At 37.2% G+C, this 22,740-nt stretch carries 19 protein-coding genes; 7 read left to right on the forward strand and 12 right to left on the reverse strand.

The features are described from left to right. Window positions 1-107: 107 nt before the first annotated feature. Window positions 108-944, forward strand: a complete 837-nt coding sequence (locus QNJ50_RS06260; protein WP_300633260.1) for a biotin/lipoate A/B protein ligase family protein — start codon at window positions 108-110, stop codon at window positions 942-944. Window positions 945-1,344: 400 nt separating this feature from the next. Here the strand turns inward: QNJ50_RS06260 and QNJ50_RS06265 are convergent, their stop codons facing one another. Then, entirely contained in the window at window positions 1,345-1,932 is a 588-nt protein-coding gene (locus QNJ50_RS06265) for a hypothetical protein (protein ID WP_300633261.1), read from the reverse strand. Window positions 1,933-2,980: 1,048 nt separating this feature from the next. Between QNJ50_RS06265 and QNJ50_RS06270 the strand changes: the two genes are divergently transcribed. Next, window positions 2,981-3,703, forward strand: a complete 723-nt coding sequence (locus QNJ50_RS06270; RefSeq protein WP_300633263.1) for a peptidase E — start codon at window positions 2,981-2,983, stop codon at window positions 3,701-3,703. A 51-nt stretch (window positions 3,704-3,754) separates the two neighbouring features. Here QNJ50_RS06270 and QNJ50_RS06275 read toward each other — a convergent pair whose 3' ends face one another. Further along, a complete protein-coding gene (locus tag QNJ50_RS06275) occupies window positions 3,755-4,363 on the reverse strand; it encodes an HD domain-containing protein (protein ID WP_300633265.1) in 609 nt (202 codons plus the stop codon). 462 nt (window positions 4,364-4,825) lie between these two features. Here QNJ50_RS06275 and QNJ50_RS06280 point away from each other — a divergent pair, with 462 nt between their 5' ends. Continuing rightward, window positions 4,826-5,308 carry a GNAT family N-acetyltransferase gene (locus QNJ50_RS06280; RefSeq protein ID WP_300633267.1) on the forward strand — a complete coding sequence of 161 codons (483 nt, stop codon included), beginning with the start codon at window positions 4,826-4,828 and terminating at the stop codon, window positions 5,306-5,308. A gap of 284 nt (window positions 5,309-5,592) precedes the next feature. Here the strand turns inward: QNJ50_RS06280 and QNJ50_RS06285 are convergent, their stop codons facing one another. Together QNJ50_RS06285 and psaK are read right to left on the reverse strand one after the other, a co-directional pair. Continuing rightward, on the reverse strand, window positions 5,593-6,789 hold the full coding sequence (locus tag QNJ50_RS06285; RefSeq protein ID WP_300633269.1) for a site-2 protease family protein: 1,197 nt from the start codon (window positions 6,787-6,789) through the stop codon (window positions 5,593-5,595). Between the two features lie 503 nt (window positions 6,790-7,292). Further along, complete coding sequence (psaK, locus tag QNJ50_RS06290; RefSeq protein WP_300633271.1) at window positions 7,293-7,544, reverse strand: photosystem I reaction center subunit PsaK; 252 nt, start codon at window positions 7,542-7,544, stop codon at window positions 7,293-7,295. A gap of 125 nt (window positions 7,545-7,669) precedes the next feature. Here psaK and QNJ50_RS06295 point away from each other — a divergent pair, with 125 nt between their 5' ends. Further along, window positions 7,670-8,296: a phosphoribosylanthranilate isomerase gene (locus tag QNJ50_RS06295; protein WP_300633273.1), complete on the forward strand. Its 627-nt coding sequence runs from the start codon at window positions 7,670-7,672 to the stop codon at window positions 8,294-8,296. A gap of 148 nt (window positions 8,297-8,444) precedes the next feature. Here the strand turns inward: QNJ50_RS06295 and folE are convergent, their stop codons facing one another. From folE to QNJ50_RS06320, 5 genes are all read right to left on the reverse strand, one after another. Beyond that, window positions 8,445-9,140 carry a GTP cyclohydrolase I FolE gene (gene folE, locus QNJ50_RS06300; protein WP_300633275.1) on the reverse strand — a complete coding sequence of 232 codons (696 nt, stop codon included), beginning with the start codon at window positions 9,138-9,140 and terminating at the stop codon, window positions 8,445-8,447. A gap of 518 nt (window positions 9,141-9,658) precedes the next feature. Further along, window positions 9,659-10,384 carry an SDR family oxidoreductase gene (locus tag QNJ50_RS06305; protein ID WP_300633277.1) on the reverse strand — a complete coding sequence of 242 codons (726 nt, stop codon included), beginning with the start codon at window positions 10,382-10,384 and terminating at the stop codon, window positions 9,659-9,661. A 428-nt stretch (window positions 10,385-10,812) separates the two neighbouring features. After that, entirely contained in the window at window positions 10,813-11,796 is a 984-nt protein-coding gene (locus QNJ50_RS06310) for an acetyl-CoA carboxylase carboxyltransferase subunit alpha (protein ID WP_300633279.1), read from the reverse strand. 420 nt (window positions 11,797-12,216) lie between these two features. After that, complete coding sequence (locus tag QNJ50_RS06315) at window positions 12,217-13,239, reverse strand: long-chain acyl-[acyl-carrier-protein] reductase (protein WP_300633280.1); 1,023 nt, start codon at window positions 13,237-13,239, stop codon at window positions 12,217-12,219. A 259-nt stretch (window positions 13,240-13,498) separates the two neighbouring features. Next, on the reverse strand, window positions 13,499-14,194 hold the full coding sequence (locus QNJ50_RS06320) for an aldehyde oxygenase (deformylating) (protein WP_300633282.1): 696 nt from the start codon (window positions 14,192-14,194) through the stop codon (window positions 13,499-13,501). Between the two features lie 306 nt (window positions 14,195-14,500). Between QNJ50_RS06320 and QNJ50_RS06325 the strand changes: the two genes are divergently transcribed. After that, window positions 14,501-15,328, forward strand: coding sequence for a carbohydrate ABC transporter permease (locus tag QNJ50_RS06325; RefSeq protein WP_300633284.1), 828 nt, complete (start codon window positions 14,501-14,503; stop codon window positions 15,326-15,328). Between the two features lie 557 nt (window positions 15,329-15,885). On the opposite strand, the gene QNJ50_RS06330 is transcribed toward QNJ50_RS06325, so the two are convergent. Continuing rightward, window positions 15,886-17,166: a bifunctional sterol desaturase/short chain dehydrogenase gene (locus QNJ50_RS06330; RefSeq protein WP_300633286.1), complete on the reverse strand. Its 1,281-nt coding sequence runs from the start codon at window positions 17,164-17,166 to the stop codon at window positions 15,886-15,888. 395 nt (window positions 17,167-17,561) lie between these two features. Next, the gene (locus QNJ50_RS06335; RefSeq protein WP_300633288.1) at window positions 17,562-18,611 is read right to left on the reverse strand and encodes a hypothetical protein; all 1,050 of its coding nucleotides are present in this window, start codon (window positions 18,609-18,611) and stop codon (window positions 17,562-17,564) included. Window positions 18,612-19,530: 919 nt separating this feature from the next. On the opposite strand from QNJ50_RS06335, the gene moaA reads away from it, so the two are divergent. Further along, window positions 19,531-20,520 (forward strand): GTP 3',8-cyclase MoaA, encoded by a 990-nt coding sequence (moaA, locus tag QNJ50_RS06340; protein WP_300633290.1) that lies wholly within the window; start codon window positions 19,531-19,533, stop codon window positions 20,518-20,520. Window positions 20,521-20,591: 71 nt separating this feature from the next. Here the strand turns inward: moaA and rpsD are convergent, their stop codons facing one another. Further along, window positions 20,592-21,200 carry a 30S ribosomal protein S4 gene (gene rpsD / locus QNJ50_RS06345; RefSeq protein ID WP_300633292.1) on the reverse strand — a complete coding sequence of 203 codons (609 nt, stop codon included), beginning with the start codon at window positions 21,198-21,200 and terminating at the stop codon, window positions 20,592-20,594. A 402-nt stretch (window positions 21,201-21,602) separates the two neighbouring features. Between rpsD and QNJ50_RS06350 the strand changes: the two genes are divergently transcribed. After that, the gene (locus QNJ50_RS06350) at window positions 21,603-22,205 is read left to right on the forward strand and encodes a hypothetical protein (protein WP_300633294.1); all 603 of its coding nucleotides are present in this window, start codon (window positions 21,603-21,605) and stop codon (window positions 22,203-22,205) included. Window positions 22,206-22,740 lie beyond the last annotated feature (535 nt).

Consider the following 22,740-nt stretch of genomic DNA (forward strand, 5'->3'; position numbering starts at 1 on the left):
TCACATCACTCAAGGCTGTAATCTAAGCTTTAAACCCAAATTTTCAACCCAAATTTTCAACCCAAATTTTCAACTCCAACCTTTAGCCCAAACCTTGAATCGAAACCTTGAACAATAACCAAACTTGGCGACTAATTCCTCTATTAAAAGCTTCTGGAAAAGTCCAGATGACTATAGATCGCTGGTTGTTAGAACAGCATTTATTGAGAAATCATCCACCAACTCTGAGGTTTTATATTTGGTCATCACCAACTATTTCCTTGGGTTACCATCAAAAAAAATATCCCCTGCATTGGGAAAATCTGACTTGGAAAGGTCAAAAATTAGATTTGGTAAGACGTCCTACCGGTGGAAGAGCGGTGTTACACCAAGGCGATTTAACTTATGCTGTGGTTACATCAAATGTTCCAGGTAATCGCATTGAAGCATACAAAAAAATCTGTACATTTTTGATTCAAGGTTGGCAAAAATTAGGTTTAGATCTAAATTATGGTACTGCTGGAAGAGGTTACATCCATAATCCCAACTGTTTTGGAACAGCAACAAGTGCAGATTTAGTTTTACCCGATCGCACAAAATTTATTGGTAGTGCTCAGTTACGAAAAGGTAATTTTATTTTGCAACATGGTTCTATCCGTTTAAAACCAGAGCCAGAATTATTCACTCAAGTTTTTGATGCAGACTCATTTACTTCAGTGAAGCTTCCAGATACTTTAGAAACTGACGTCTTAGAAGCTGCAAATAACCGCCTAGAAAATCTAGAGCTTGAAAAGTTTAACTCTCAAGAATTTAACTCTCAAGAATTTAACTTTAAAGAAATCAATATTGAAAAAATAGTTGATACTTTAGTTGATTCGGCTATTGACTGTTTTGGAATAAAATTTGAAATAAATCCACTTTCTGAATTAGAGTGGCACAATATTTCTAAATTAGGTAATTGGTAATTGGTAATTGGTAATTAGTATACGCCCGCATCGCTGACGCGATTTTAGCAAGGCGTGACGCGTAAGCGTCATATGGTAATTGGTAATGGTAATAAGTAATAGGTAATTAATCTCTTCATTAACTCATTTACTAATGTTGGATTAATTGTAATTACTTTACTCTGAATAGAGAAGGATAACGGAAACTAGATTTTAAGGTTTTACTACCATATAGAAATGATAAATAATTAACCCATTATCTATAAACCATTATCCGTTCTCAAAGATATTAAACATTAAAAAATGTGATATAGCGGTTTTCATTTGAATCAAATACATTTTCTAATTCCCAAATGTAGAGACGTAAAATTTTACGTCTCTACGAGGTGTACTACACTCAACCGAAAACCGCTATATCTACTTACCTACCAATATAAAGATGAATTGGTGAACTGCTAGAAATATTATTCAATCTTTGTCGATAAATCAATTTAGATTTAGTCGCTTGGCTCTGTTCAACCATCTGCGCGATCGCTTTGAGAGACTGATTTTCTAGAGCAATTAACTTTGAATCATTGTCAAAATCAATCATTTTGAGTGTTTCTACAGGTCTGATATACCCAAGAATTTCTGGTCCATGATTGTATATAGCCTCATGAGCGCTTGGATCTGTGTAAGTCCTAGTATCCTTTCTACTATCGCTCCAACACTGATACAAAGGAATCATATTAGAATCTGTTTTGTCTCTATACACATACCCTTGGAGGCGAGGTTCTTGATTATAAATAGCTTCACAACGACTTGGTTCTGTAGAAAGCTTACTATCTTTTCTTTCGTCACTCCAACATTCATAGAGAGGAATCATACCCTTTTCTGGTTGTGACCAAATCATTCCTAGCAACCAAGGTCCATAGGTATAGGTAGACTCAAACACTTTACCTACTTGAGTTTTGGTGTCTTTTCTTTCTTCACTCCAACCCAAGTACAAAAGACGCATTTCGTTTTCCATTTCATCCTCCAATTATTCAATTGATTTTATAAATTCAAAGTCAAAAGCCATAAAGATACCTAACTTGGATTACTAATCACACCAAGTTATTCTGCACTAAAAAATATTCAGTTTTTAACTAAAACGTGAGAGTTTTATATTTTGTTTTACAGGTGCTGAACCATTAAGTATCAAACGTTGGCAAATACAATTCACACCTTTATAAATAATGCAATGCACGAAAAAATAAAGGTTGCAATCACCTTAACTTGCCTGGTATTAGCACATGTTTATAGAGCAAAACTGATGATAGTAATTCGATTGTCGAACCACTTTTCTTGCAGATTTAAGTATTCTTTACTTATATAATAGCGACAGTATTTTTACCATCGGTATTATTACTAATTTTCCTTTAAGTAAAAATACGATCCCCAAAAATTATATCACCATAGATTAAAAATATTTACTTAGCAAAGCTCTACAGAGCTTTCGGCTTATTTTGTAGGTTCGGTTTTCTTTGTAGATGTAACACGATTTTCACTAAATATTATGCTTTACTCTCTGTAATACAAAAAAATAATAAGTTAAATTATATACTTTGCAGCAAGGGAGTTTTTATTCTACTGCTTTCAAGCTTAAAAAGATTAAACTTATATTCTGTCCATAGTTGCTATTGCAAAAGTTTATTACAAGTTCAATTTTTCTTTTTAGCTGTGAACCAAGTCAATAAATTAAAAAATATGTGCGATCGCCAAAAATGTATTTCCTGCTTTTTTTCAACTCTTCATATGAGCAGACATACTTGTGAAATGCAGCTCATACACATATAACATACATGCAGAACATAAAGTAAAAGTATCGCTCGTATAAGTATACCTCCCATGCAAATTTTCCAGATTTACGTATAAATATAGAATGTTTTGTTATTGGATTATTAGATTAAATAATTTGTTTTTGGCATCAACAAACCGTTTTTGAACTATAAAATTAGATTTAAAGAACTTAAATATCTTGAGAATTAATATCCTAAGAATTAATGTCCTCAAAAGTGTATGGGTGAAACTTATAAATGACAACAAATAATCTTTCTCGACAAATTGTAGCGATCGGTGGTGGGGGATTTTCAATGGAACCAGGAAATCCCCGACTAGATAAATATATTTTAGAACTATCGAACCAGAAAACTTCTAAAATTTGTTTTCTTCCCACAGCAAGTGGCGATTCCGATAAATATATCGTCAAATTCTATTCAGCATTTTCACGTCAGCAATGTCAGCCATCACATCTATCACTTTTTCAACCACACACAGCTGACCTAAGGTCTTTCTTACTGGAACAAAATATTATTTATGTCGGAGGTGGAAACACCAAAAATCTAATGGTTTTGTGGAAAGAATGGGAACTCGATCAGATTTTACTAGAAGCTTGGGAGAAAGGAATAATTCTGACAGGGTTGAGTGCAGGTTCTATTTGTTGGTTTGAGGAAGGATTAACAGATTCAATACCTGGTTCGATCACCGTATTACCATGTTTGGGCTTAATTAAAGGTAGTAATTGTCCCCACTATGACAGCGAACCAGAAAGAAGACCTGCATATCATAATTTGCGATCGCAAGGATTAGTTAGCGATGGGTATGCTGCAGATGATGGAGTTGCTTTGCACTTCATTGACGATACATTACACAAAGTCGTAAGTTCCCGTCCCCAAGCCAAAGCCTATAGACTGGAAAAAATTAATGGTGAAGTTCGTGAAACTGTTTTAGAACCAATGTATTTAAGGGAATATATTTAATTAAGGTTATATATCTGAAAATTTAGTAAGCGATCAAGAAATACAGCAGAATTAAGTAGTCATGGATTTAGGAGGCTGCAAATAACCCGCAGCAATACATTCCTCGATAGTTTCTTGAACGAGACCCCACAACTGAGGTGCACCTTCTTCTACAGGAGCCATTCTTTTCATTACCTGCTCGTGTGTAATATTATAAAGTTGCCAAGTACCACCTTTTGTCGCTTTATTATTTAGCATTGGTTGTATGCGATCTAAAGCTGCAGCGAATTTTGCTGAGGGAGTTTTTCTCGCTTCAAACTCTTCCCAAAGTGAATGTAATTCTTTTCCCTGATTTTCTGGTAAAATTCCAAATAATCTTTTAGCTGCTGCGGTCTCTCTTTGGGCTTTACTCTTATTATTTTGAACGTCAAAGCAAAAGGTATCGCCAGCATCTATTTCAACCAAATCATGAATTAGCACCATTTTCATTGCATGGAACAAATCGACTTCAGAGGGTGCATATTCTGCCAAAATCATTGTCATCATAGCCAAATGCCAAGAATGTTCTCCACTGTTTTCTCTTCGAGAACCGTCGGTAAGCCTAGTTTGGCGTAATACTTTTTTTAGTTTATCTATTTCGACAATAAATTGGATTTGCTGATTTAATCGGTAATTATTCACCTGAAATTTTCCGTGTAGTTACATATTTTTAATACTCTACCCCAGAACATCATAAAAGTTTTATTGTTCTTTTTCATACGAATTGCAATCAATCTGCTATTTTCAAAAATGTTAGGACTTATGCAATTCCTCTAGTGAAAACTGAAGGTTTAGGGAATACAAAATCTTGTTTTGCAATATGGTTTGACAGCACAAGCCTCGATTCTGACTCCTGTATTCTGTTTTTGCTAAGGGACAAATACGAAGTCTTCATCAGATGCTGCAAATTCTGGCGTAAAACTTAATAACAAAACCTCCTTTAGCGGTAGCTAGGAGATACAGTGCAAATCTGAACTAAACGTCAAACTTATATCTACAGCAAGGCTAAAGTCCAGATATCTCAAATCCTGACCAAGTATATAGCACAGAACTTTTCTTGCTGTATTTAATAAACAACTAATTAAATTAATACTTCAAAAGCTTATGCCGGACATGTTAGTGAAACTTTACGATCTGCCTTCCTTAGAAGCAGAAATGGATAAAAAACAACAAGAGGGTATTATTGTACGTCGCGCGATCGCACCCGAGAAACACTTAGTTCTAGCTTGGGTTGAAAAACATTTCAATTCTCATTGGGTAAGTGAGTGCGATGTTTCTTTTCATAATAAGCCACCTAGTTGCTGGATAGCTATTGAAAAAGAAAAATTGATTGGTTTTGCTTGTTATGAATCCACCTGCAAGAATTTTTTTGGTCCAATGGGAGTTGATGAAGCAGCACGAGGACGTGGAGTAGGAAGAGCACTCTTGTTGGCGAGTTTACATGACATGCGGGTACAAGGTTATGCTTATGCTGTGATTGGTGGCGCTGGCGCTGTAGAGTTTTATCAAAAAACAGCAGGTGCAATAGTAATTGAAGATTCCAAACCAGGCATCTACAGTGGTATGTTACGAGAAAAAAGTATCTAGTTTAAAATCTGGATTTAGATTTAAATTCTAATTTAAGCATTTGTCATTATGAGTTGCATTTTTGAAACTAATAATAACGACCCATAAAACAATAGGACTTACGCAACTGACATATTTTTCTTGTAGGATGTGTGACACGAGCAAGTTAATTTGAACAAGCCAATTTGAAGGTATTAATAAGGTTTTTAGTGTCACGCACCACCTACCCATATATTGTGACAATTGCGTAAGTCCCGAACAAATAAAACAATAACGAGTTCAAGAATCAGTCAATTAGTTGCTGGTTAGTCGATTGCTGATTTCGCGATCGCGCCTAAGTTGAAACCAGGTGGATATTTACCTTCTTCCTTGACTCGTTTAATATCTGCCGGTGTAATTCGCAGTTGTAATTTTTGCACTAAGACACCTATTATATCACCTTTATCAATGATTCCTGCAACTGCACCAGCAGGTGAAAGCACGACGATTCTAGACAAATTTTCGCTCTCTAGTTTATTGATAACATTGGCGATGCTCGTATTTTCCGTCACGCTAGGAATTTCCGTCAAGGGATGGACAATGTCATTTAAAGTTTTACTTTCCCATTGACTGCGTTCGATAACACGTAAATCATCGATGGACACCATACCTCGATAACGCCCATCAGATTCAGCAAAATATACCTGAGAATGATTTGTTTCTAAAACATATAAATCGGCAAACGAACGAATTGTTCGATCTGCATCCACAACTCTAAAATCCCGTGTCATGGTTTCTCTAGCAGTGATTTTGAGTAAAGTTTCTTGTAAAACACTCACCCGATCGTAACTTGTAGCATTGCGGATACAAAACCAACCCAAAAGTGCTATCCACAGACCAGTAACTAGTTCGCCAGTCAAATAATCTACTAATAAACCAAAAGCAATTGCACAATAACCTAAAATTTGACCCGTCCTTGCAGCTAAATGTACTGCTTGAAAGCGATCACCCGTAGCTTTCCATAATGCAGCTTTTAAGACTTGTCCGCCATCTAGAGGTAAACCAGGAATTAAGTTAAATAAAGCCAAGACTAAGTTGATTCGACCCAAGTCCCCCAACATAACACCGAGAACACTAGTGTCAGAAAATACTTCAGATGCTAAACTTAGGAGAAAAAATAAGGTAATACTAACCAAAGGTCCAGCTATTGCAACTTGAAAGGCTTTGAAAGGAGTTTTGGATTCTTCTTCAATTGTAGCAACACCACCAAATAAGAATAGTGTAATTGAATTGACTTTGATTCCTTGGGATTTTGCAACTAAGCTGTGACCTAATTCATGTAACAACACTGAACCAAATAGTAACAGTGCCATAACTACACCAGCACCCCAAGCAATAACAGATCCCAATTCTTGATAATTTATACCAAAATTTAGAGTTGCTAACCCCAAAATCACAAACCATAGGGGGTCTAAAAACAATGGGATTCCAAATAACGATCCTATTTTCCAGTTTGTTTGCATGACTATTTTTTGAAAATAAAGATTTCCTATGCTTGAGGGCAGATATGCAAGGTAATTCTTTTCATCTTTTTATTTTTTATTCTTTAATTAGTTAATTCTTTTTATTATTCTAATTGTTTTACCAATTGATGTATCCTAAAGATTCAAATCCTTATTGACAGCTTTAGAAAGTAGAAGTCATAAAATGTAAAGTTGATACATATAATTAAAAATTACAAGTGCTAAATATTTACTTAAACTTAACCTTGAAATTCATGATTTATATTGAGTGGGCACAATAAAAACAGTATTAACAAAATAGTCTTAGAAAATGAGAATTATCAATAAAAATTTTAAGAAATTATTGTATTTGATGTTGTAATTTATTTATTAAGTATGTACCCAAGTATGTACCCACCAGAATTGAAGACGGACGCAAAATATTTTTAGTAGAGACGCTGCAATCGAGCGCCTCTAAAACTTTACAATTTCCCTAAGCGTTAGCCTTTAGAAAAATCTGCAATCTACAAAGTACCAATATTAGTCAATCCCAATACAATACCAATACCCAGGATATGACCAAAACACATTGCACCAACAAATGCTGGAATACTGATAGGGACAAGAGGCATTTTTGGTCCAATATTGGGGTACTTAACTTTTGTTGTTAACAAAAGAGATACTATAGAACTGCCAGCAATTATTCCGGCTACTTGGGGAGTCCAGATGGGCGTTACGGGTACATTAGCCGCAGTTGACAGTAAGTAAGATATCAAATTTCTTTCTCCTGAATGGAAAATGTATATAAACCACCAAAATTATAAGTTCCAGATAACAAAGCGGGTATTGTGTCAAAAATAGATTTTTTTCTGTATTGTGTGATACAAAATAATCAATTGTCATGCGAATTAAAATTTGTGGTATTACAAAACCACAGCAAGGTAGGGAAATTGTATCTTTAGGGGCAACAGCCTTGGGGTTTATTTGCGTTAAAGCCTCTCCACGCTATGTTGATGTCAATCAAATTAGAGCAGTAGTAGAACAAGTTCCTAAAGATACTGACAAGATTGGTGTGTTTGCTAATTCTTCAATAGAAGAAATAATTCAAATTGCCACAAATTCAGTCTTGACGGGTATCCAGTTGCATGGAGATGAATCGCCAGAATTCTGCCAACAATTACGAGATAATCTGCCCGAAATGGAAATTATTAAGGCTTTACGAATTAAAGCTGTTGATGATTTAAGTAAAGTAGAATTTTACCTTGCAAAGGTTAATACACTTTTACTTGATGCCTATCATCCCCAACAATTGGGGGGTACGGGTAAAAAAATAGATTGGCAAACTTTAAAGCAATTTAATCCTGGTTTGCCTTGGTTTTTAGCCGGGGGACTAACTCCAGACAATATTTTAGAAGCTTTGGCTTTGATTTGTCCCAATGGGATTGATTTATCGAGTGGTGTGGAACGCTCTCCAGGAGATAAAGATTTGAATAAAGTGGCAAAGTTATTTGAGCAATTGGCTGGCTAGTGAGAATTAGCGACTAGGGATTAGGTATTTTTCCCTAATCCCCAATAGCCAGTCCCCAGAGGCTATGACTACATCACCTGCGGTTCTGCCGACGCCGCAGGCTCTATGCCGCAAGGCGGCACGCAGTGCTATCCCTAGTCCCCAACATTTAGAAAAATGCTGGTTGGTGACGAATCAAATTAAAAAATTCTTCTCGGGTTTTTTGCTCTTGCTCAAATACCCCTACCATTGCGCTAGTGACAGTCCAAGAACCAGGCTTTTGTACGCCTCGCATTACCATGCACATATGAGTTGCTTCAATTACAACTGCAACTCCTTTCGGTTCAAGAATCTCTTGTACAGCTTCAGCCACTTGTCTGGTTAAACGCTCTTGTACTTGTAACCGACGAGAATACATTTCAACAATGCGAGCTAACTTACTCAACCCCACAACTTTTTGATTGGGAATATAAGCAACATGAGCTTTACCCATGAAAGGTAACATATGATGTTCGCAAAGACTAAAGAGATTGATATCTCTAACCAGGACCATCTCGTCATGACCTTCATCAAAAATTGCACCATTGATGATGTCTTCTAAAGACTGCTTGTAACCACTGGTAAGGAATTGCATTGCCTTGGCGACACGCTGCGGAGTTTTGAGTAATCCCTCCCGTTCCGGATCTTCTCCAACTCCCTCGAGCAGAGTCCGAACTGCATCGGTCATCCGCTCCATCTGCTCTGGTGATTCTGGTTTTGGTATGTTTTGTTCTTTTTTACTTTTTATAACATCTGCTAAATCGGGAATCAGAGGAGATTGGGAGATGTTGGAGCCGTTGGAACCGTTGGAACGAACGATAGTCATGATGTCTTTTAGTTTTTGTCTGTAGTTAACAGAGTCGATTTAAGTCGAAAAAGAAATAATCGAAAAATAGATATGACGAGCGTATAGCTTGTCTGTGAGATACCTGTTTATTTGCTGTTACGGACAATTGTCGTTAGTTAGATAGACACCCATCGAAGATAGTGAATTGGGGAATTAAGAATCTGACAAGTTAGTGAGAGAATTAAGTTTTGGGAAGTTCAATACTCATATATTCAAAGGCTGACAACCTTAAATACTTGTAAAAACATTACACTGGAAAGCACATACACTATCCTCTGAGCTTTACGACACAAAATCAAAACTTTGCCTTTCATTTTTCTCTTAAAACCCTCTTGAGACAAGAAAACTGAAGTATCCTGTCAACTCAACAATCAATTTGGATGATGAATAGTTCACAAATAACTAACGATTCACGAACGCAATAATTCACAAATAAAGGAATTGATGAAAAAGAGTTCGCGGAAAAAATTCACGAACGGAAATTCACGAACGAAAATTTACAGAACGCCTGCACTTGGCATAAGTGTTAATTCGTCTACAACCGCTTGCTTTGGTAACATCGCAGCATAGAGAATCGAGTGAGCAACATCTTCAGGAGATAACATTTTGGAGCGGTCAAAGTCCGCATTCACGGTGTCGGTATCCCAGATACTAGTATTTACAGCACCAGGACAAATCGCTGTCACACGAATACCGTGAGGGCGTTCTTCTTGTGACAAAGCTTGAGAAAGAGCCATTAAACCAGCTTTACTGACGCAGTAAGCTCCCCAACCGGCAAAAGCTTGTTTTCCTGCAATAGAGGAAACATTAATAATTGTTCCCATGCCGTGATCGCGCATCGCAGGTAAGACTCCCATAATACACTGAAAGACACTGGTTAAATTTAAATCTATTACCCGTTGCCAATCAGATAGTGAAGTTTGACTTAGAGTCCCTGTATAACCAATGCCAGCATTATTGACGAGAATATCTATGTTCCCAAAGTCACTAATAATATTCTGGATATTTTCCGACACTGTTTCTAGGTTTTCTAAATCAAGAGGATAAAATTTTGAGTTTACCCCCAACGCCCGAGCTTCAGATGCGACCTTTGCCAACTTATCAGTTGTTCGACTGACTAAAGCAATATCTATCCCCGCTTTTGCAAATTCCAAAGCGGTGGCTTTACCGATACCACTACTTGCCCCGGTAATTAGGGCAGTTTTTTTTTGCTCCAAACTCATGCTTTATTCCAATATTTCGAACGCTTTGACCGCACATCTATCCTGTTATTGAAGTCTCTTGCCTTGGATAGATTAAGCTATACTTAAAATTCAAAATTTTCTAGATGATTGCTGCTATACTCCCCTCAATGGGTATATAACTCGTCGAATTATCAAATAAATTCTAAGGCACACACATATTTCTCACTAAGAAATAAGCTGCTTGCCTTGAATACTGATAGCGGCTACTCTGCAAGGACATATCCTGGCTGACCTTATATTTCATGGTCTTAAAGTTAATAAATTAGTCCGGTACAAACCACCCTGTACTATCGAGTCAATTGGTAAAAAAAGTACAAATGCCTATGGCTGAGAAGATTGTTAAAAATCTTTACGTGCCATAGGCAATTATAGCATTGCTGTTTTATTTAAACTAAAAATTCCTACTTTTAAGAAACATCTAGTTCCTGGAAAGATCCAATAGCGCGAAATTTTTCATAGCGCAACTGGCGTCTTTGTTGGGGAGTTAGGCGAACCAATTCTTCAAGATTATCTAACAAAGCTTGCTTGAGAGTTTGGGCAGCTTGTAAAGGGTCTGAATGAGCGCCACCAACTGGTTCGGTTAATATTTGGTCGATAATACCAAGATTTTTTAAGTCGTTAGAAGTAATTTTTAGTGCTAAAGTTGCTTGTGGTGCTTTAGAAGAATCTTTCCAAAGAATTGCAGCACAGGCTTCAGGAGTAGCAACGGTATATACAGAATGTTCAAACATCATTAACCGATCACCTACACCGATTCCTAATGCACCACCAGAGCCTCCTTCTCCAATCACTGTACAGATAATTGGTACTTCCAAGCGAAACATTTCCCGTAAATTATAAGCGATAGCTTCTCCTTGACCTCCTTGTTCGGCTACCACTGTTGGTAAAGCTCCAGGAGTATCAATAAAAGTTATAACCGGCATGCTGAACTTATTAGCATGTTCCATTAGGCGCATTGCTTTGCGGTAACCACCGGGAGAAGCCATACCGAAATTGCGAGCAATATTATCTTTTGTATCCCGACCTTTTTGGTGACCCAACATTACCACTGGCTGCCCCCCCAAACGAGCAACTCCACCTACTAAAGCCGGGTCATCAGAACCACCGCGATCGCCATGTAGTTCCATCCACTCATCGGTAATCGCTTGAATGTAATCTAAAGTACTAGGGCGTCGCGGATGGCGAGCTACTTGCAGCCTTTGTGTTGGTGTCAGGCTACTGAAAATTTCTTCACGTAATTGCATAGCGCGTGTTTCTAGTTGACGAATCTGACTAGAAACATCGACGCCATTTTCCTCAGCAAGTTGACGAATTTGCTCAATTCGATTAGCGAGTTCTGCTAGCGGCTTTTCAAAATCTAGTAGTAGCGGTTTGCGCTCTGTAGTAGCCATTATTAAAGTGATAATTGTTGAATTATAGAGATTTTGTTGGTATATCGGGGAAATTAAGAGCTAAATAATAGATCTTACCTAAGCTCGGGACTAAAAAATCCCTCTAAAAAACTAATTGAGTTTTAGAGGAGAAAATTTAGGTAGTGCTTCTTATCTTGCAGCCCTGGGCTTAATCTGGGTAGTAAATCATCACAAATAGCAATTTTCCTACCCTGTTTACATAATTCCTAAATAATAGTTAAAAGCCGAGTTTATTTTTGGGCTCTATTCTGTTGGGCCTTATTAAACTCTGCTCGGAGACATTCAAGAAGTAAACTAAGTAAGTAAACTACCAAGATAGAACATCGCAGATGAGGTTGTTGACAGTTAACAGTTAACGATTGTGATGTTAATAGTCAACCGCCAACTCTCAACTTCTTGTTATCCAACAAGCAAGGGTCTAAATCCATGTTTTACGGATACTCGACCTATTTGTTCCATCTTTTCTACGGTAATCTGATTTCGTCCCCAAGAAAAGTTAGTATGTAACTTCTCGAACTCCAGTAACATTGACTCGGCAAAGCAAGCAAATAACTGACGAGCAGGAACTTCCATATTGACTATTGTCATGATTTTCCAGTCAATATCAAGAGAATGCTCTACAATTCCGCCGTTAAGTATATGTATGCCTGGATGTTGAATTTTTGTCGCTAAATTTTTAGGGTAGCCACCATCAATCAGTAAACAAGGTTTTTTTAAAGTTTTTGGATTAATTTCCATGCCTTTTGGCATACTCGCCACCCAAACAATAATATCGGCTTGGGGAAATGCACCTTCCATCCCAACAATCTTTCCCCGTCCAAGTTGGGTTTGCAATTTTTGCAAGCGTTCTTGGTTACGGGCGATCAGCAATAACTCCCGAACCTCGGTTTTTGCATCCAACCATCTGCAGACGGCGCTACCAATATCTCCGGTTGCACCACATACTGCGACTGTTGCATTCTCAAGTTCTATTCCTAATTGCTTTGATGCTTCCTCAACTTGCCGACAAATTATATAAGCAGTGTGGGTATTTCCGGTTGTAAAGCGTTCAAACTCAAGTTTGATATTTCGGACTTGCTGAAATTGCTCTAATTTGAAGTTTTCAAAAATTATTGAAGAAAAACCACCCAAAGCAGTGATGTTTATGCCATGCTTTTGAGCATGAGCCATTGCATTTAAAATCTTCCTAGTTGCAGCTTTAATTCGACGATTAGCTAACATCTCCGGTAGAAAGCAAGACTCGACATAGCGCCCCTCAATTTTTTGTCCAGTAACGCTGGTTACTGTGATAGTGTCAACAATTTGAGGGGGAGCACTACACCAAAAATCCAAACCTTGGTCGGCGTATTCTGGATAACCCAATTCTTTTGCTACTGATTGGGCGTGATTTAAGCTGGTAAGATGTCCGATTAGACCAAACATGAACTATTTGCCAACGGGCGTTTGCCTCGTGTAAAACGTGGAATAAAATGTTTTGAAGTTTTGAAATTATGATTTTCAAGTAAAGACGCCCCAAGGGGACGTCTTCAGAAACAGTTATTAATGAGGAGTTAAAGGCAAAAGAAATTTTAAAGAATATCTGATTAAATTTTTCCTTAAACTTTCTTTGAACTTAATGTATTACCGCACCAATAACCGTATCCATCGACTCAGCACTTTTGTAATTGTGTTACTTGGCTTATTAAACGGCTCTCAGTCCATAAGCAGAAAGACGCATAATTTCACGAGTAGAGAAACCAATATTGCTTAAAGCTTCACCATACTGAATCATGAAGTCTTCAATTAAGGCGTCTTTTTCCATTGCCATATTTTCAGCATCCACAGCTACTTGTTCTAGCATTTGCCAAACTATGGGTAAGTTTTGACGATTTGCTTCTTCCAATTCAGCTTTGGATTCTTCAAAGTGTTCTTTCAACCAGACCTCACCAAAATTTAGATGGGTGTATTCGTCTTTCACCACACCTTCGGTTATTTTGCGCGCAAATGGATCAGCAACTGGAATATAAATGTTGTATGCTGCAATTGCAAAACATTCAATAATTAAAGACTGGATCAACAAACAAGTAACAACTTTTCCTTCTGAGAAAGCTGTCTGAAAATTTTGATGTAATTTAGAGAAAAATTGCTTGGCAAACTCCAAATCAGGAGTTACCTTGAGATTGCGTCCGCAAGCTTCAAACCCCTTTTTGTGACGGCTCTCCATCTTTGAGAGACGAGTTAGCTCTTGTATATGCTCTGGCAGCAGTTGTGCTAGTTGGATGTAATTTTCATGGGCTTCTTGTTCCCCTTCAATCACAATGGCATTGACACGAGTATAAGCATCTTTGTAAATCTCACTTTGATAATCCATTTCGGATTGATTTGCAAGCTGCTGCATGGTACGTTTACTCCTTTAGACGAGAACTGTGGGTTAGGAGAATTGAATATACCCTGTGACATTTAGGGCAGTATTACTGAGCTTTAATTTAATTTAGCAAGTACACTATAATTTTCACTATATTTATACTTTTTGCTTTTCGCGAGCATACTTGTTACTACTTAGCTTTTAGCAGAACAAATAACAAAGAGCAAAATAATAACAAATTGCATCACATCCGTAATATTACAACGAGAAGGCAGTGAATTAACGATTGTGACAGGAGATGCTCTAGTATTAAACAGTAGATACATTGCTATGGATTAAGTGTCAAAAACATCTTTAAATTTCAATTATCTCAGCTTTTTAAACATTGGAGTACTGCTACTAGGGAGTTTTATTGTTTTATTGCCCCTGTTAATAGTATTACTGACATCGTTCTCCCCTGAGGGTACAACCCTACAAATCATACCGAAAGATGGTTGGTCTTTTAGTAACTATCAAGAGGCTTGGAGTCGTGGTAAATTTCCCTTGGCTTTTTGGAATTCAACTTTTGTTGCTTTATCTGTAACTGGTTTTCAGATATTCACTTCGGCATTAGCTGGTTATGCCCTTGCTAGGTTGAAATTTAAGGGGCGTCAAGCTTTATTATTAATTATTTTGGCTACATTGGTTATTCCGTTTCAGTTATTAGTGATTCCAACATTCTTAGTACTTAAATGGGGAAATCTGATTAACACTTATGGGGCATTAATCCTACCAACTGCAGCAAATGGCTTTGGAATCTTTTTGATGCGGCAATTTTTCCAAACGATTCCTGTTGAATTAGAAGAAGCCGCAGCTATGGATGGAGCAAATAGGCTGCAAATACTATGGCAGGTTATGTTGCCTTTAGCTCGCCCAGCTTTGATTACATTGTTTTTATTTACATTTATTGGTGAATGGAACGATGTATTTAAGCCGTTGGTATTTACCACTAGACCAGAATTAAGGACTGTGCAGTTGACTTTAGCAGAATTTCAAGAACAATTTACTAGTAATTGGCCCCTACTGATGGCTGCAGTGACAATTGCTACTCTTCCTGTCATAGTTTTATTTTTAATCGGTCAGCGTCAATTTATTAGAGGCATAGCTACTACGGGAATTAAAAATTAGCGATTTAAATTTTTACTTTCCCCTGTTTTAACTAATTTATTATACATTGCGACAATAAATACATTTACATTTATTAGAGTATTTTTCTGCCATCAAGTATTAATAAAAGTAATAGATAATATTATAAATAGTTACTAATATTTGTTTGCTATGGATTATAAATCATCAATCAGTAGTGTCAAATATTAGTATTTCGCACGTTGTTGTGGGCTTAATTTACTTTGGACATATGCTTTTATTAATTAATAACTGGGACGTTGCTTAATCAAAGGATGATTTCGCCCCCTAGCCCCCAATTTTGGGGGAAACATACTTCTCAAAGTCCCCCATTTATGACCTTGCGATCACGCTAGAAGCTTATAGCTGCGCTAACTACGGATCCGCTAATGGGGGATTTGGGGGGCTATACTTTGGGATAAATTTTTAAAATTCATACCTCATTTCTGCAACGCCATATATTGATAACTAATCATTGTTTGTTGTGAAAGAATGACTAATCACCAGAGATGAAAGCTCGACTGGATAGATAATTAACTTAGCAAATAATAAATTAATAATTACCCTTTAACTTTGATATTTAACTCTGATAGTTCTGATTTATCAACAGAAGGTGACAGATTATTGTACTTGCTGAAAAATCGAAAATAAACCGAACTACAAAACTCTTTAATTGGGAAAAGTAAATAAGTTAAAGGATTAATTGTCACAATAATGTTACGAAAATCTCGCTTAGCTAAGGCAATAATTTGTTTTGCGACCCAATCTCCTGACATTACTCCAACTGGGTTGAGATTACTTTTAAATGGTCCAAGGATTAGTTTTCGCACCACACAAGGAGCATCTAACCGACGTAGAGTAACTAAATCTCCTAAAGTCCGTTTGGAAAGTTCGTAAAGTGGGCTAAAGGCTGGGTTAACCTCTGCTTCTGAGGTGTTTACCCATACTTCCTTCAGCGCCATATCTTTATTAGTTCGCACCGTATCAAAAAATAGCTCCATTAAGCGCCAACTGGAAAAAACGTTGATTTCATAAGATTTGGCGATCGCCTCGGGAGTCCTTTCACCATAAACATTGATACCGTGATTTAGAATCAGGATGTCAATTTTTTCCAATACTTCTTTTAATTCAGTTTCTTGACCAACTTGCCAATTCACAGTTTTAAAGTTGACATCATTGCCATTAACTTTTAAGGTTATAGACTCAGATTTGGAACTGAGGGCTATAACTTTAGCTCCACATGAGTGTAATCGTAATAATAAAGAACGTCCCAAAGTGCCAGATGCACCAGTAACAGCTATCTTTTTCCCTTTCAAAGACAAAGCTGTACTCATAAGCTTGTCAAAAAATGTAAGTGTACCGCAATAGTAAGCATTATCATTATCAAAATGATGCCGCCAATGATAAGTTCGGTTTACGAACCAACGAGATGGCGATTCAGTAAAAATACCAGGTGCATGAGTTAAATCAGTAGCTTCTGCTGCCCATTGGCTACCAATACCGCGAGCAATACAACTAAATAAAAAAACTAATGTATAAAGTATTCCGATCGCAGTAGCCCAATGAAAATCAGGAGCCAATTGAAAGCAAATCCACCACCCAAAGAAACCGAATAGGAGCATTACCAGAGATTCAGGTAAGTCATTACGCCACTGGGATTTACGATATACAGTATCGCTAACAACACTATAGTCACGACGAAAAACACGATGATGCCAAACATGTTGGCGATAAAGCCAAGACCAGCGATGTGAAACCATATGGTATATGTCGCGTACCAGTTCAGCGAATAAAATCGACCCCAATCCCCAGGCTGTAGCCGTTAAGTAAAAAGATAACATTGTCAATCACACACCTTTTATTAGTTAGCAGTTTGTGGCTAAAGCCAAGCCCTTTGGGGCTACGGTTAACATTTGATATTTAGCATTCAAAAGTTAACAGTAAACTGTCAACTATTTATTCATTCTTTGATTTAATCTACGAATTGGTACGCTTTTCACAAATAAAGCTACTGTTTGCCAACTTCCCATAAATTTATACATAATGTCAATCAGGAAGACTTTTGAGTTTTCCTGATGTAATAAAGATTTTAGAGAATTTATATTATTTAGAAGATTGGAATAAAATCGACCCTTTGCAAAAATAGCGTGTTTAGTGAATTAATCTCAAGTGCTTTTAAAAACAGATAGAAATTAGAAATGGATTGAAATTCATCTTCTAAATTAATCAAAAATAATCAAAATCCATCTGGTAGGTCACTAGTTTCTTGAATATGGAGTCGAATATTACGCTCTCCCGCACTACCCAACTGTAATTCCATCACCTCACTACCTAAAGGTTCTAAACACTCCAACAAGAAACGTAATTGTGGGGTGCTAGCTCCTGTATCAACATACAATCTGTCTGACAAGTTATTAATTCGCTTCCAAGTCATGTACATTTTGGCTATCATTTGCTCTAACTGAGAAGCTTGATTGACTAAATCGGCTGCAATACTTAAGCAACCAACTCTTTGAGCTTCTTCCAAAGCTGTTTCAATATCAACTTCTTGGGCGCTTAAAGCTTGAACTTGGACAGCAGCTTTGAGATATTTTGCTAAACTCCGCGCCTCAGAAGTAACTTGCTTGAGGGTATCCAAGTCCGGGTTTGAAGCTATTTCCTGTTGAATAACATTTTGATGGGGTTCTGGTAACTTCTCCATTTCTTTTACCAGAGGTGCAATGTAGCGAGCTGGTAAAGAATTTTCTGCAGCTTTTTCTTTCACTGTTTCGGGTAACAACTCTGAGGACATCGCTGTCCATTCTTCTGCAAGTTGCTTAACTTCTCGGCGAGTAATTTTATCTCCTTTTTGTGCTGCTTCACTCACCATTTGTTGCACTTCGGGTGAAGCTTTAGCCGCTTCAACAAAAGCCCGTTTACTAAAATTATTAATTGATTTTGGCTCTAGTTTTCCTTCCTCTAAAAGAGTATCAGCACTATTAGCCAGTTGGATCCATGAATATGCCTGACTTTTACTAATTTCTCGTTCCTTTAACCAATGAAGAAAACCAGTACCGCGACCGTCACCACCCCGCTTCTCGCGATCACGAACCGCTCGTAAAATTCGCCCCCGCCAAATATCCGTTTGTAAATCAAAGCGATCGCACACCTGCCATGCGACATCTACCTGCTTGAGGAAATCTGATTCGGGAATTTGATCGTCTTCAGGGTCGGGAAGTTCAAAAGTCAAATCTGCTGGCTGCTGTAAAGCTTCCGCCAGTTCATTGATATTGTCGGTCAGTTGCACGGCTGAAAATTGGTAAGGTTTGCGATCGGCTTATTATTGCACAATCTGGGGACAATGGTTATCCATAAGTACCATTTTTTCCTGCAGGATTGGGCAATAATTAGCTGTTTTAACTGTTATCAGATTTCAACGTATCAAATGATTTTATGTCGTTCAATTTTCGAATATTTGTAATTCTTAGCAAGAATTAACAACAATCAATATCATTCCTAAGAGAGTTGTTTTCCTAATTTTTATTTAATTAACAAAATATAGTGTTGTTATTTAGTCTTCAATACTGAAGGTAATATATTTGGGTATCAGCTTAATTTCTTGTTCAATATTAATATCTTCTAACTCCACAATATATTCCGGAAAGCACAGCAGCTTTTTGACGGTAAAATAAGAAGTTAACTTTCAAGATATGATTCATATTTAACATTGGCTTTCTTGCATAATAAGTAGTTTTAAGTGCTTATCAAATGAGCAATCTGATAGTTCCAATACCACGTGAAAAATTATTGGTGCAGATAACCGCTTATTTATGAATAGTAGAAAATATCCTTGGTCAGCTATTGCTAAAAAAGTAATTTGTCCGGATGAATTTTCGCGAGAAATTAACTTTAATTACAGTAATAAAATTTACTAGATATAAAGATGTATAAATTGTAAATAAAATCAATGTATCTTCTATAGTCAACCACCAAAAGTCAAATTTTCGCTGTTAATAATAAAAATAAAATGGGACCAAATTTACTTTTAATTATAAATATTTTCTACTTAAATAATTTTTGGTGATTTTTTGTATCAAGCAAAAAACTTTATTTTAGAAACAATCTCAGGTTTGATTTGTGAATGAAAAAATATTGGTATACCTGTATTTATTGGGTTAAATAACAATCAATTAATCCCATTGAATAAAAAATCAAAATAATAAGCCATGAATCAGGTAGATTATCTCAGGATTAGTTTAATAGATCGTTGCAATTTTAGTTGTCAGTATTGTATGCCAGAAGGTGAAGAATTAAACTATATACTTAAGCAAGAATTTCTCACAGATACAGAATTATTAGCCCTGCTTGAAGAAGTTTTTATTCCTCTTGGTTTCACTCGCTTTCGTCTAACTGGTGGTGAACCTTTATTACGCCCTGGAGTGGTTAGGTTAGTCGAAGAAATTGCATCCCTCAGACAAACAAAGGACCTTTCAATGACAACCAATGGTTTTTTGTTAGCGCCAATTGCAAAAGAGCTTTATCAAGCTGGGTTGCGTCGAATTAATATCAGCTTAGATTCCTTAGATCCAGATACTTTTAAAGCAATTACTGGTCGCCAAGGTCGGCAAAGTTGGGAAAAAGTTTGGAATGGGCTGCAAGTCGCGTACAAAGTTGGTTTCAACCCGTTAAAAATCAATGTAGTGGTAATTCCAGGGGTCAATGACAATGAAGTTTTAGATTTAGCCGCACTTACTATAGATAAACAATGGCATGTACGTTTTATTGAATTTATGCCCATTGGCAATAGTTTATTATTTTCCGATAAGGGCTGGATCGCATCTGAGGAGTTACGTGACAGGATCCGGCGAAAATGGGGATTAACAGAATCTCAAGTTATTGGAAATGGACCGGCAGATGTGTTTAAAATTCCGGGAGCAAAGGGAACCTTGGGATTCATTAGTCAAATGTCTGAGTGCTTTTGCAACCGGTGCAATAGAATGCGCCTGAGTGCAGATGGCTGGTTACGTCCTTGTTTGTTAAATGAGGCTGGTCAACTGGATTTAAAAACAGCTCTACGCAATGATGTGAGTCCAGCAAAAATACGAGAGCAAGTAAGAAAACTATTATTAATAAAGCCAGAAATTAACTTTAAGCAGCGCGAAACTGGTAACCAAACAGGAGTTTACAATCGCACTATGTCACAAATTGGTGGCTAAGAAAAAGTGACAAGTCAGTTGTCAGTTTTATGAACTGACTGACTACTGACCATTGACCACCAACGAATTTTTTAAGCTTTCCGTGAGTAGTATTCCACCACCAGCAGTTCGTTGATATTAAGTGCAACCCATTCACGTTCGCATAGACCGTTAACCTTACCAGTCATAGTATTTTTATCAAATTCCAGATGACTGGGAAGATTAGCCAAGCCCGGATATTGTAAATTGGTTTCTACCATCTTGCGTGACCTGTCATTATTCCTGACAGTAATAACTTCTCCAGGACGACATTGGTAGCTAGCAATATTAACTTCCTTTCCGTTTATTAAGACATGACCGTGATTCACCAACTGACGTGCAGCAGGGATCGTTGGAGCCATACCCAAACGGAAAATGGTGTTATCCAAACGCATTTCTAACAATTGCAGTAGTACCTGTCCGGTAGAACCTGTTACGCGTCTGGCTTTACGCACATAACGCAGCAATTGTTTTTCTGTGAGACCGTAGTTATAGCGAAGTTTCTGCTTTTCTTCCAAACGAATAGCATACTCGGAGCGCTTCTTACGATTCTGACCGTGTTGACCGGGAGGATAAGCGCGTCTAGCACTTTTGCGAGTCAATCCTGGCAATTCTCCCAGGCGGCGTGTAATTCTTAGACGTGGTCCTCTATATCGGGACATGAGTTTCCTTAACTATATTCCTCTTTAAATTTTACTCAGACATACCATTGTGACATTCCTTGGCTAAAAATGCGAGAATTTTTTAGTCAATTTCGCTTTTATATGTAAACCTCAATTTTGTCAATATCTTTAGATTTGCCTGAGAGCATGGGTTAATTATCTAGCGTCTCAGAAAAATAAATTGTATGTACAGCAGTAAGTACCTAGGTTAGGAAATTATATTTTGCTAAGAAGGGAACGGGCAACAGGAAATGTTCTGACCTAAAACCGTGGTGCTATATTTCCTGAGGTTATCTAACTAAAAGCTTTTAACGGAAAGAAATATCATTCACATTGATCAAGCTTTCTAGAACAAGATTAATATGATGAAATAGCAATAATTATGGTGTTTGGAGATATTTAATGCTATTCAAATCAAACAACAGGGATCTTTTAAATTCACCTTCTGAGTATAAGAACACTGAAGAACAACAAAAATATAACTTCAATGATATGGGTACTGGAATGCTTCTCCAAAAAGTAATGAAAGTCGCTGTACCAGTATTATCAGTTGCTGGTATCGTAGCAATTTCTTTTCCAAGTCCGGTAGATGCTGTTTTTAGTAGACAAACAAATAGTTACCGAGTGTGTGCGGGAAGATTAGTAAATAATAATGTTAGTCCGGAAGCTGCGTCAAAAGCTTGCGCTAGAGCACTTCATCCACAAAGATTATCTAAATGTCTCACTAAAATCGTTAAACAGACTCAATTGGAAGCTAAAGATGCGCTAGCATCTTGTGAAAAAGCACGACGTCCTGAGGAATTAGCAAGTTGTGTTGTCGGTATAAGTAGAAACAGCAAAGAATCTGCAGACCCAGAAGTTTTAAGTTTTTGTGATCGCAGTCTTTTACCAACACGTTTTGCTCAGTGTGTAGTTGGTTTAAGAAGTGAAATCGACCTTGTTCCCACCCAGGCGATGGAAACCTGTATTGATGCAAGTGATCCTATCACTAATATTTCGCCTTGATGTGACAAAAATTTAACTTCAAAAGTTTGCTAAGAAAAAAAGCTTTGATCTGGATACATTGCAAATAGAAAATTGCCAAGCAAGAAGATAGAAATGAAATAACTGAATACAATTTGCAACCTATCCACTATTTATCAAAATGGATAGGTTTTTGCTTGGGGAAATGGCATCAAACACAAAGAAGTTATGGCCCAATACGGTTATCCGCACTACGTGTTTGGACGCAGCTTGGAAGACGCGCCATAGGGCGAACCGCTGTTCATCCGTCAGGATGCGGTCAAACACCGTAGGCGCGTGCTAACAGATAAGCCTAAATTTATTCGTAGAGAAGCTACAGAGGCTAACACCGACGCCGCCGGTCGGTCGCCACAGGCTCTGTCGCGTCTTTACAATGTTATTTGTTAAAAAAAGTCTTAACTGAACTGTATTGAGTTATAGCCATAATGGCATAGGTCTGCAATAAGTTAGAGCATGAAAATTCGTTATCAATGATAAATTCCCAAGCAAGGAATAATAATGAGGAGCTATACACCTC

This window comes from Mastigocoleus sp. MO_188.B34, from assembly GCF_030065675.1.
GTDB lineage: Bacteria > Cyanobacteriota > Cyanobacteriia > Cyanobacteriales > Nostocaceae > Mastigocoleus.

Excerpts from the sequence above, each read along its gene's own strand:
- QNJ50_RS06265 (WP_300633261.1), bottom strand. The coding sequence starts at position 1,932 with ATGGAAAACGAAATGCGTCTTTTGTACTTGGGTTGGAGTGAAGAAAGA.
- QNJ50_RS06270 (WP_300633263.1), top strand. The coding sequence starts at position 2,981 with ATGACAACAAATAATCTTTCTCGACAAATTGTAGCGATCGGTGGTGGG.
- QNJ50_RS06280 (WP_300633267.1), top strand. The coding sequence starts at position 4,826 with ATGCCGGACATGTTAGTGAAACTTTACGATCTGCCTTCCTTAGAAGCA.
- QNJ50_RS06285 (WP_300633269.1), bottom strand. The coding sequence starts at position 6,789 with ATGCAAACAAACTGGAAAATAGGATCGTTATTTGGAATCCCATTGTTT.
- QNJ50_RS06295 (WP_300633273.1), top strand. The coding sequence starts at position 7,670 with ATGCGAATTAAAATTTGTGGTATTACAAAACCACAGCAAGGTAGGGAA.
- folE (WP_300633275.1), bottom strand. The coding sequence starts at position 9,140 with ATGACTATCGTTCGTTCCAACGGTTCCAACGGCTCCAACATCTCCCAA.
- QNJ50_RS06305 (WP_300633277.1), bottom strand. The coding sequence starts at position 10,384 with ATGAGTTTGGAGCAAAAAAAAACTGCCCTAATTACCGGGGCAAGTAGT.
- QNJ50_RS06310 (WP_300633279.1), bottom strand. The coding sequence starts at position 11,796 with ATGGCTACTACAGAGCGCAAACCGCTACTACTAGATTTTGAAAAGCCG.
- QNJ50_RS06315 (WP_300633280.1), bottom strand. The coding sequence starts at position 13,239 with ATGTTTGGTCTAATCGGACATCTTACCAGCTTAAATCACGCCCAATCA.
- QNJ50_RS06320 (WP_300633282.1), bottom strand. The coding sequence starts at position 14,194 with ATGCAGCAGCTTGCAAATCAATCCGAAATGGATTATCAAAGTGAGATT.
- QNJ50_RS06330 (WP_300633286.1), bottom strand. The coding sequence starts at position 17,166 with ATGTTATCTTTTTACTTAACGGCTACAGCCTGGGGATTGGGGTCGATT.
- moaA (WP_300633290.1), top strand. The coding sequence starts at position 19,531 with ATGAATCAGGTAGATTATCTCAGGATTAGTTTAATAGATCGTTGCAAT.
- rpsD (WP_300633292.1), bottom strand. The coding sequence starts at position 21,200 with ATGTCCCGATATAGAGGACCACGTCTAAGAATTACACGCCGCCTGGGA.
- QNJ50_RS06350 (WP_300633294.1), top strand. The coding sequence starts at position 21,603 with ATGCTATTCAAATCAAACAACAGGGATCTTTTAAATTCACCTTCTGAG.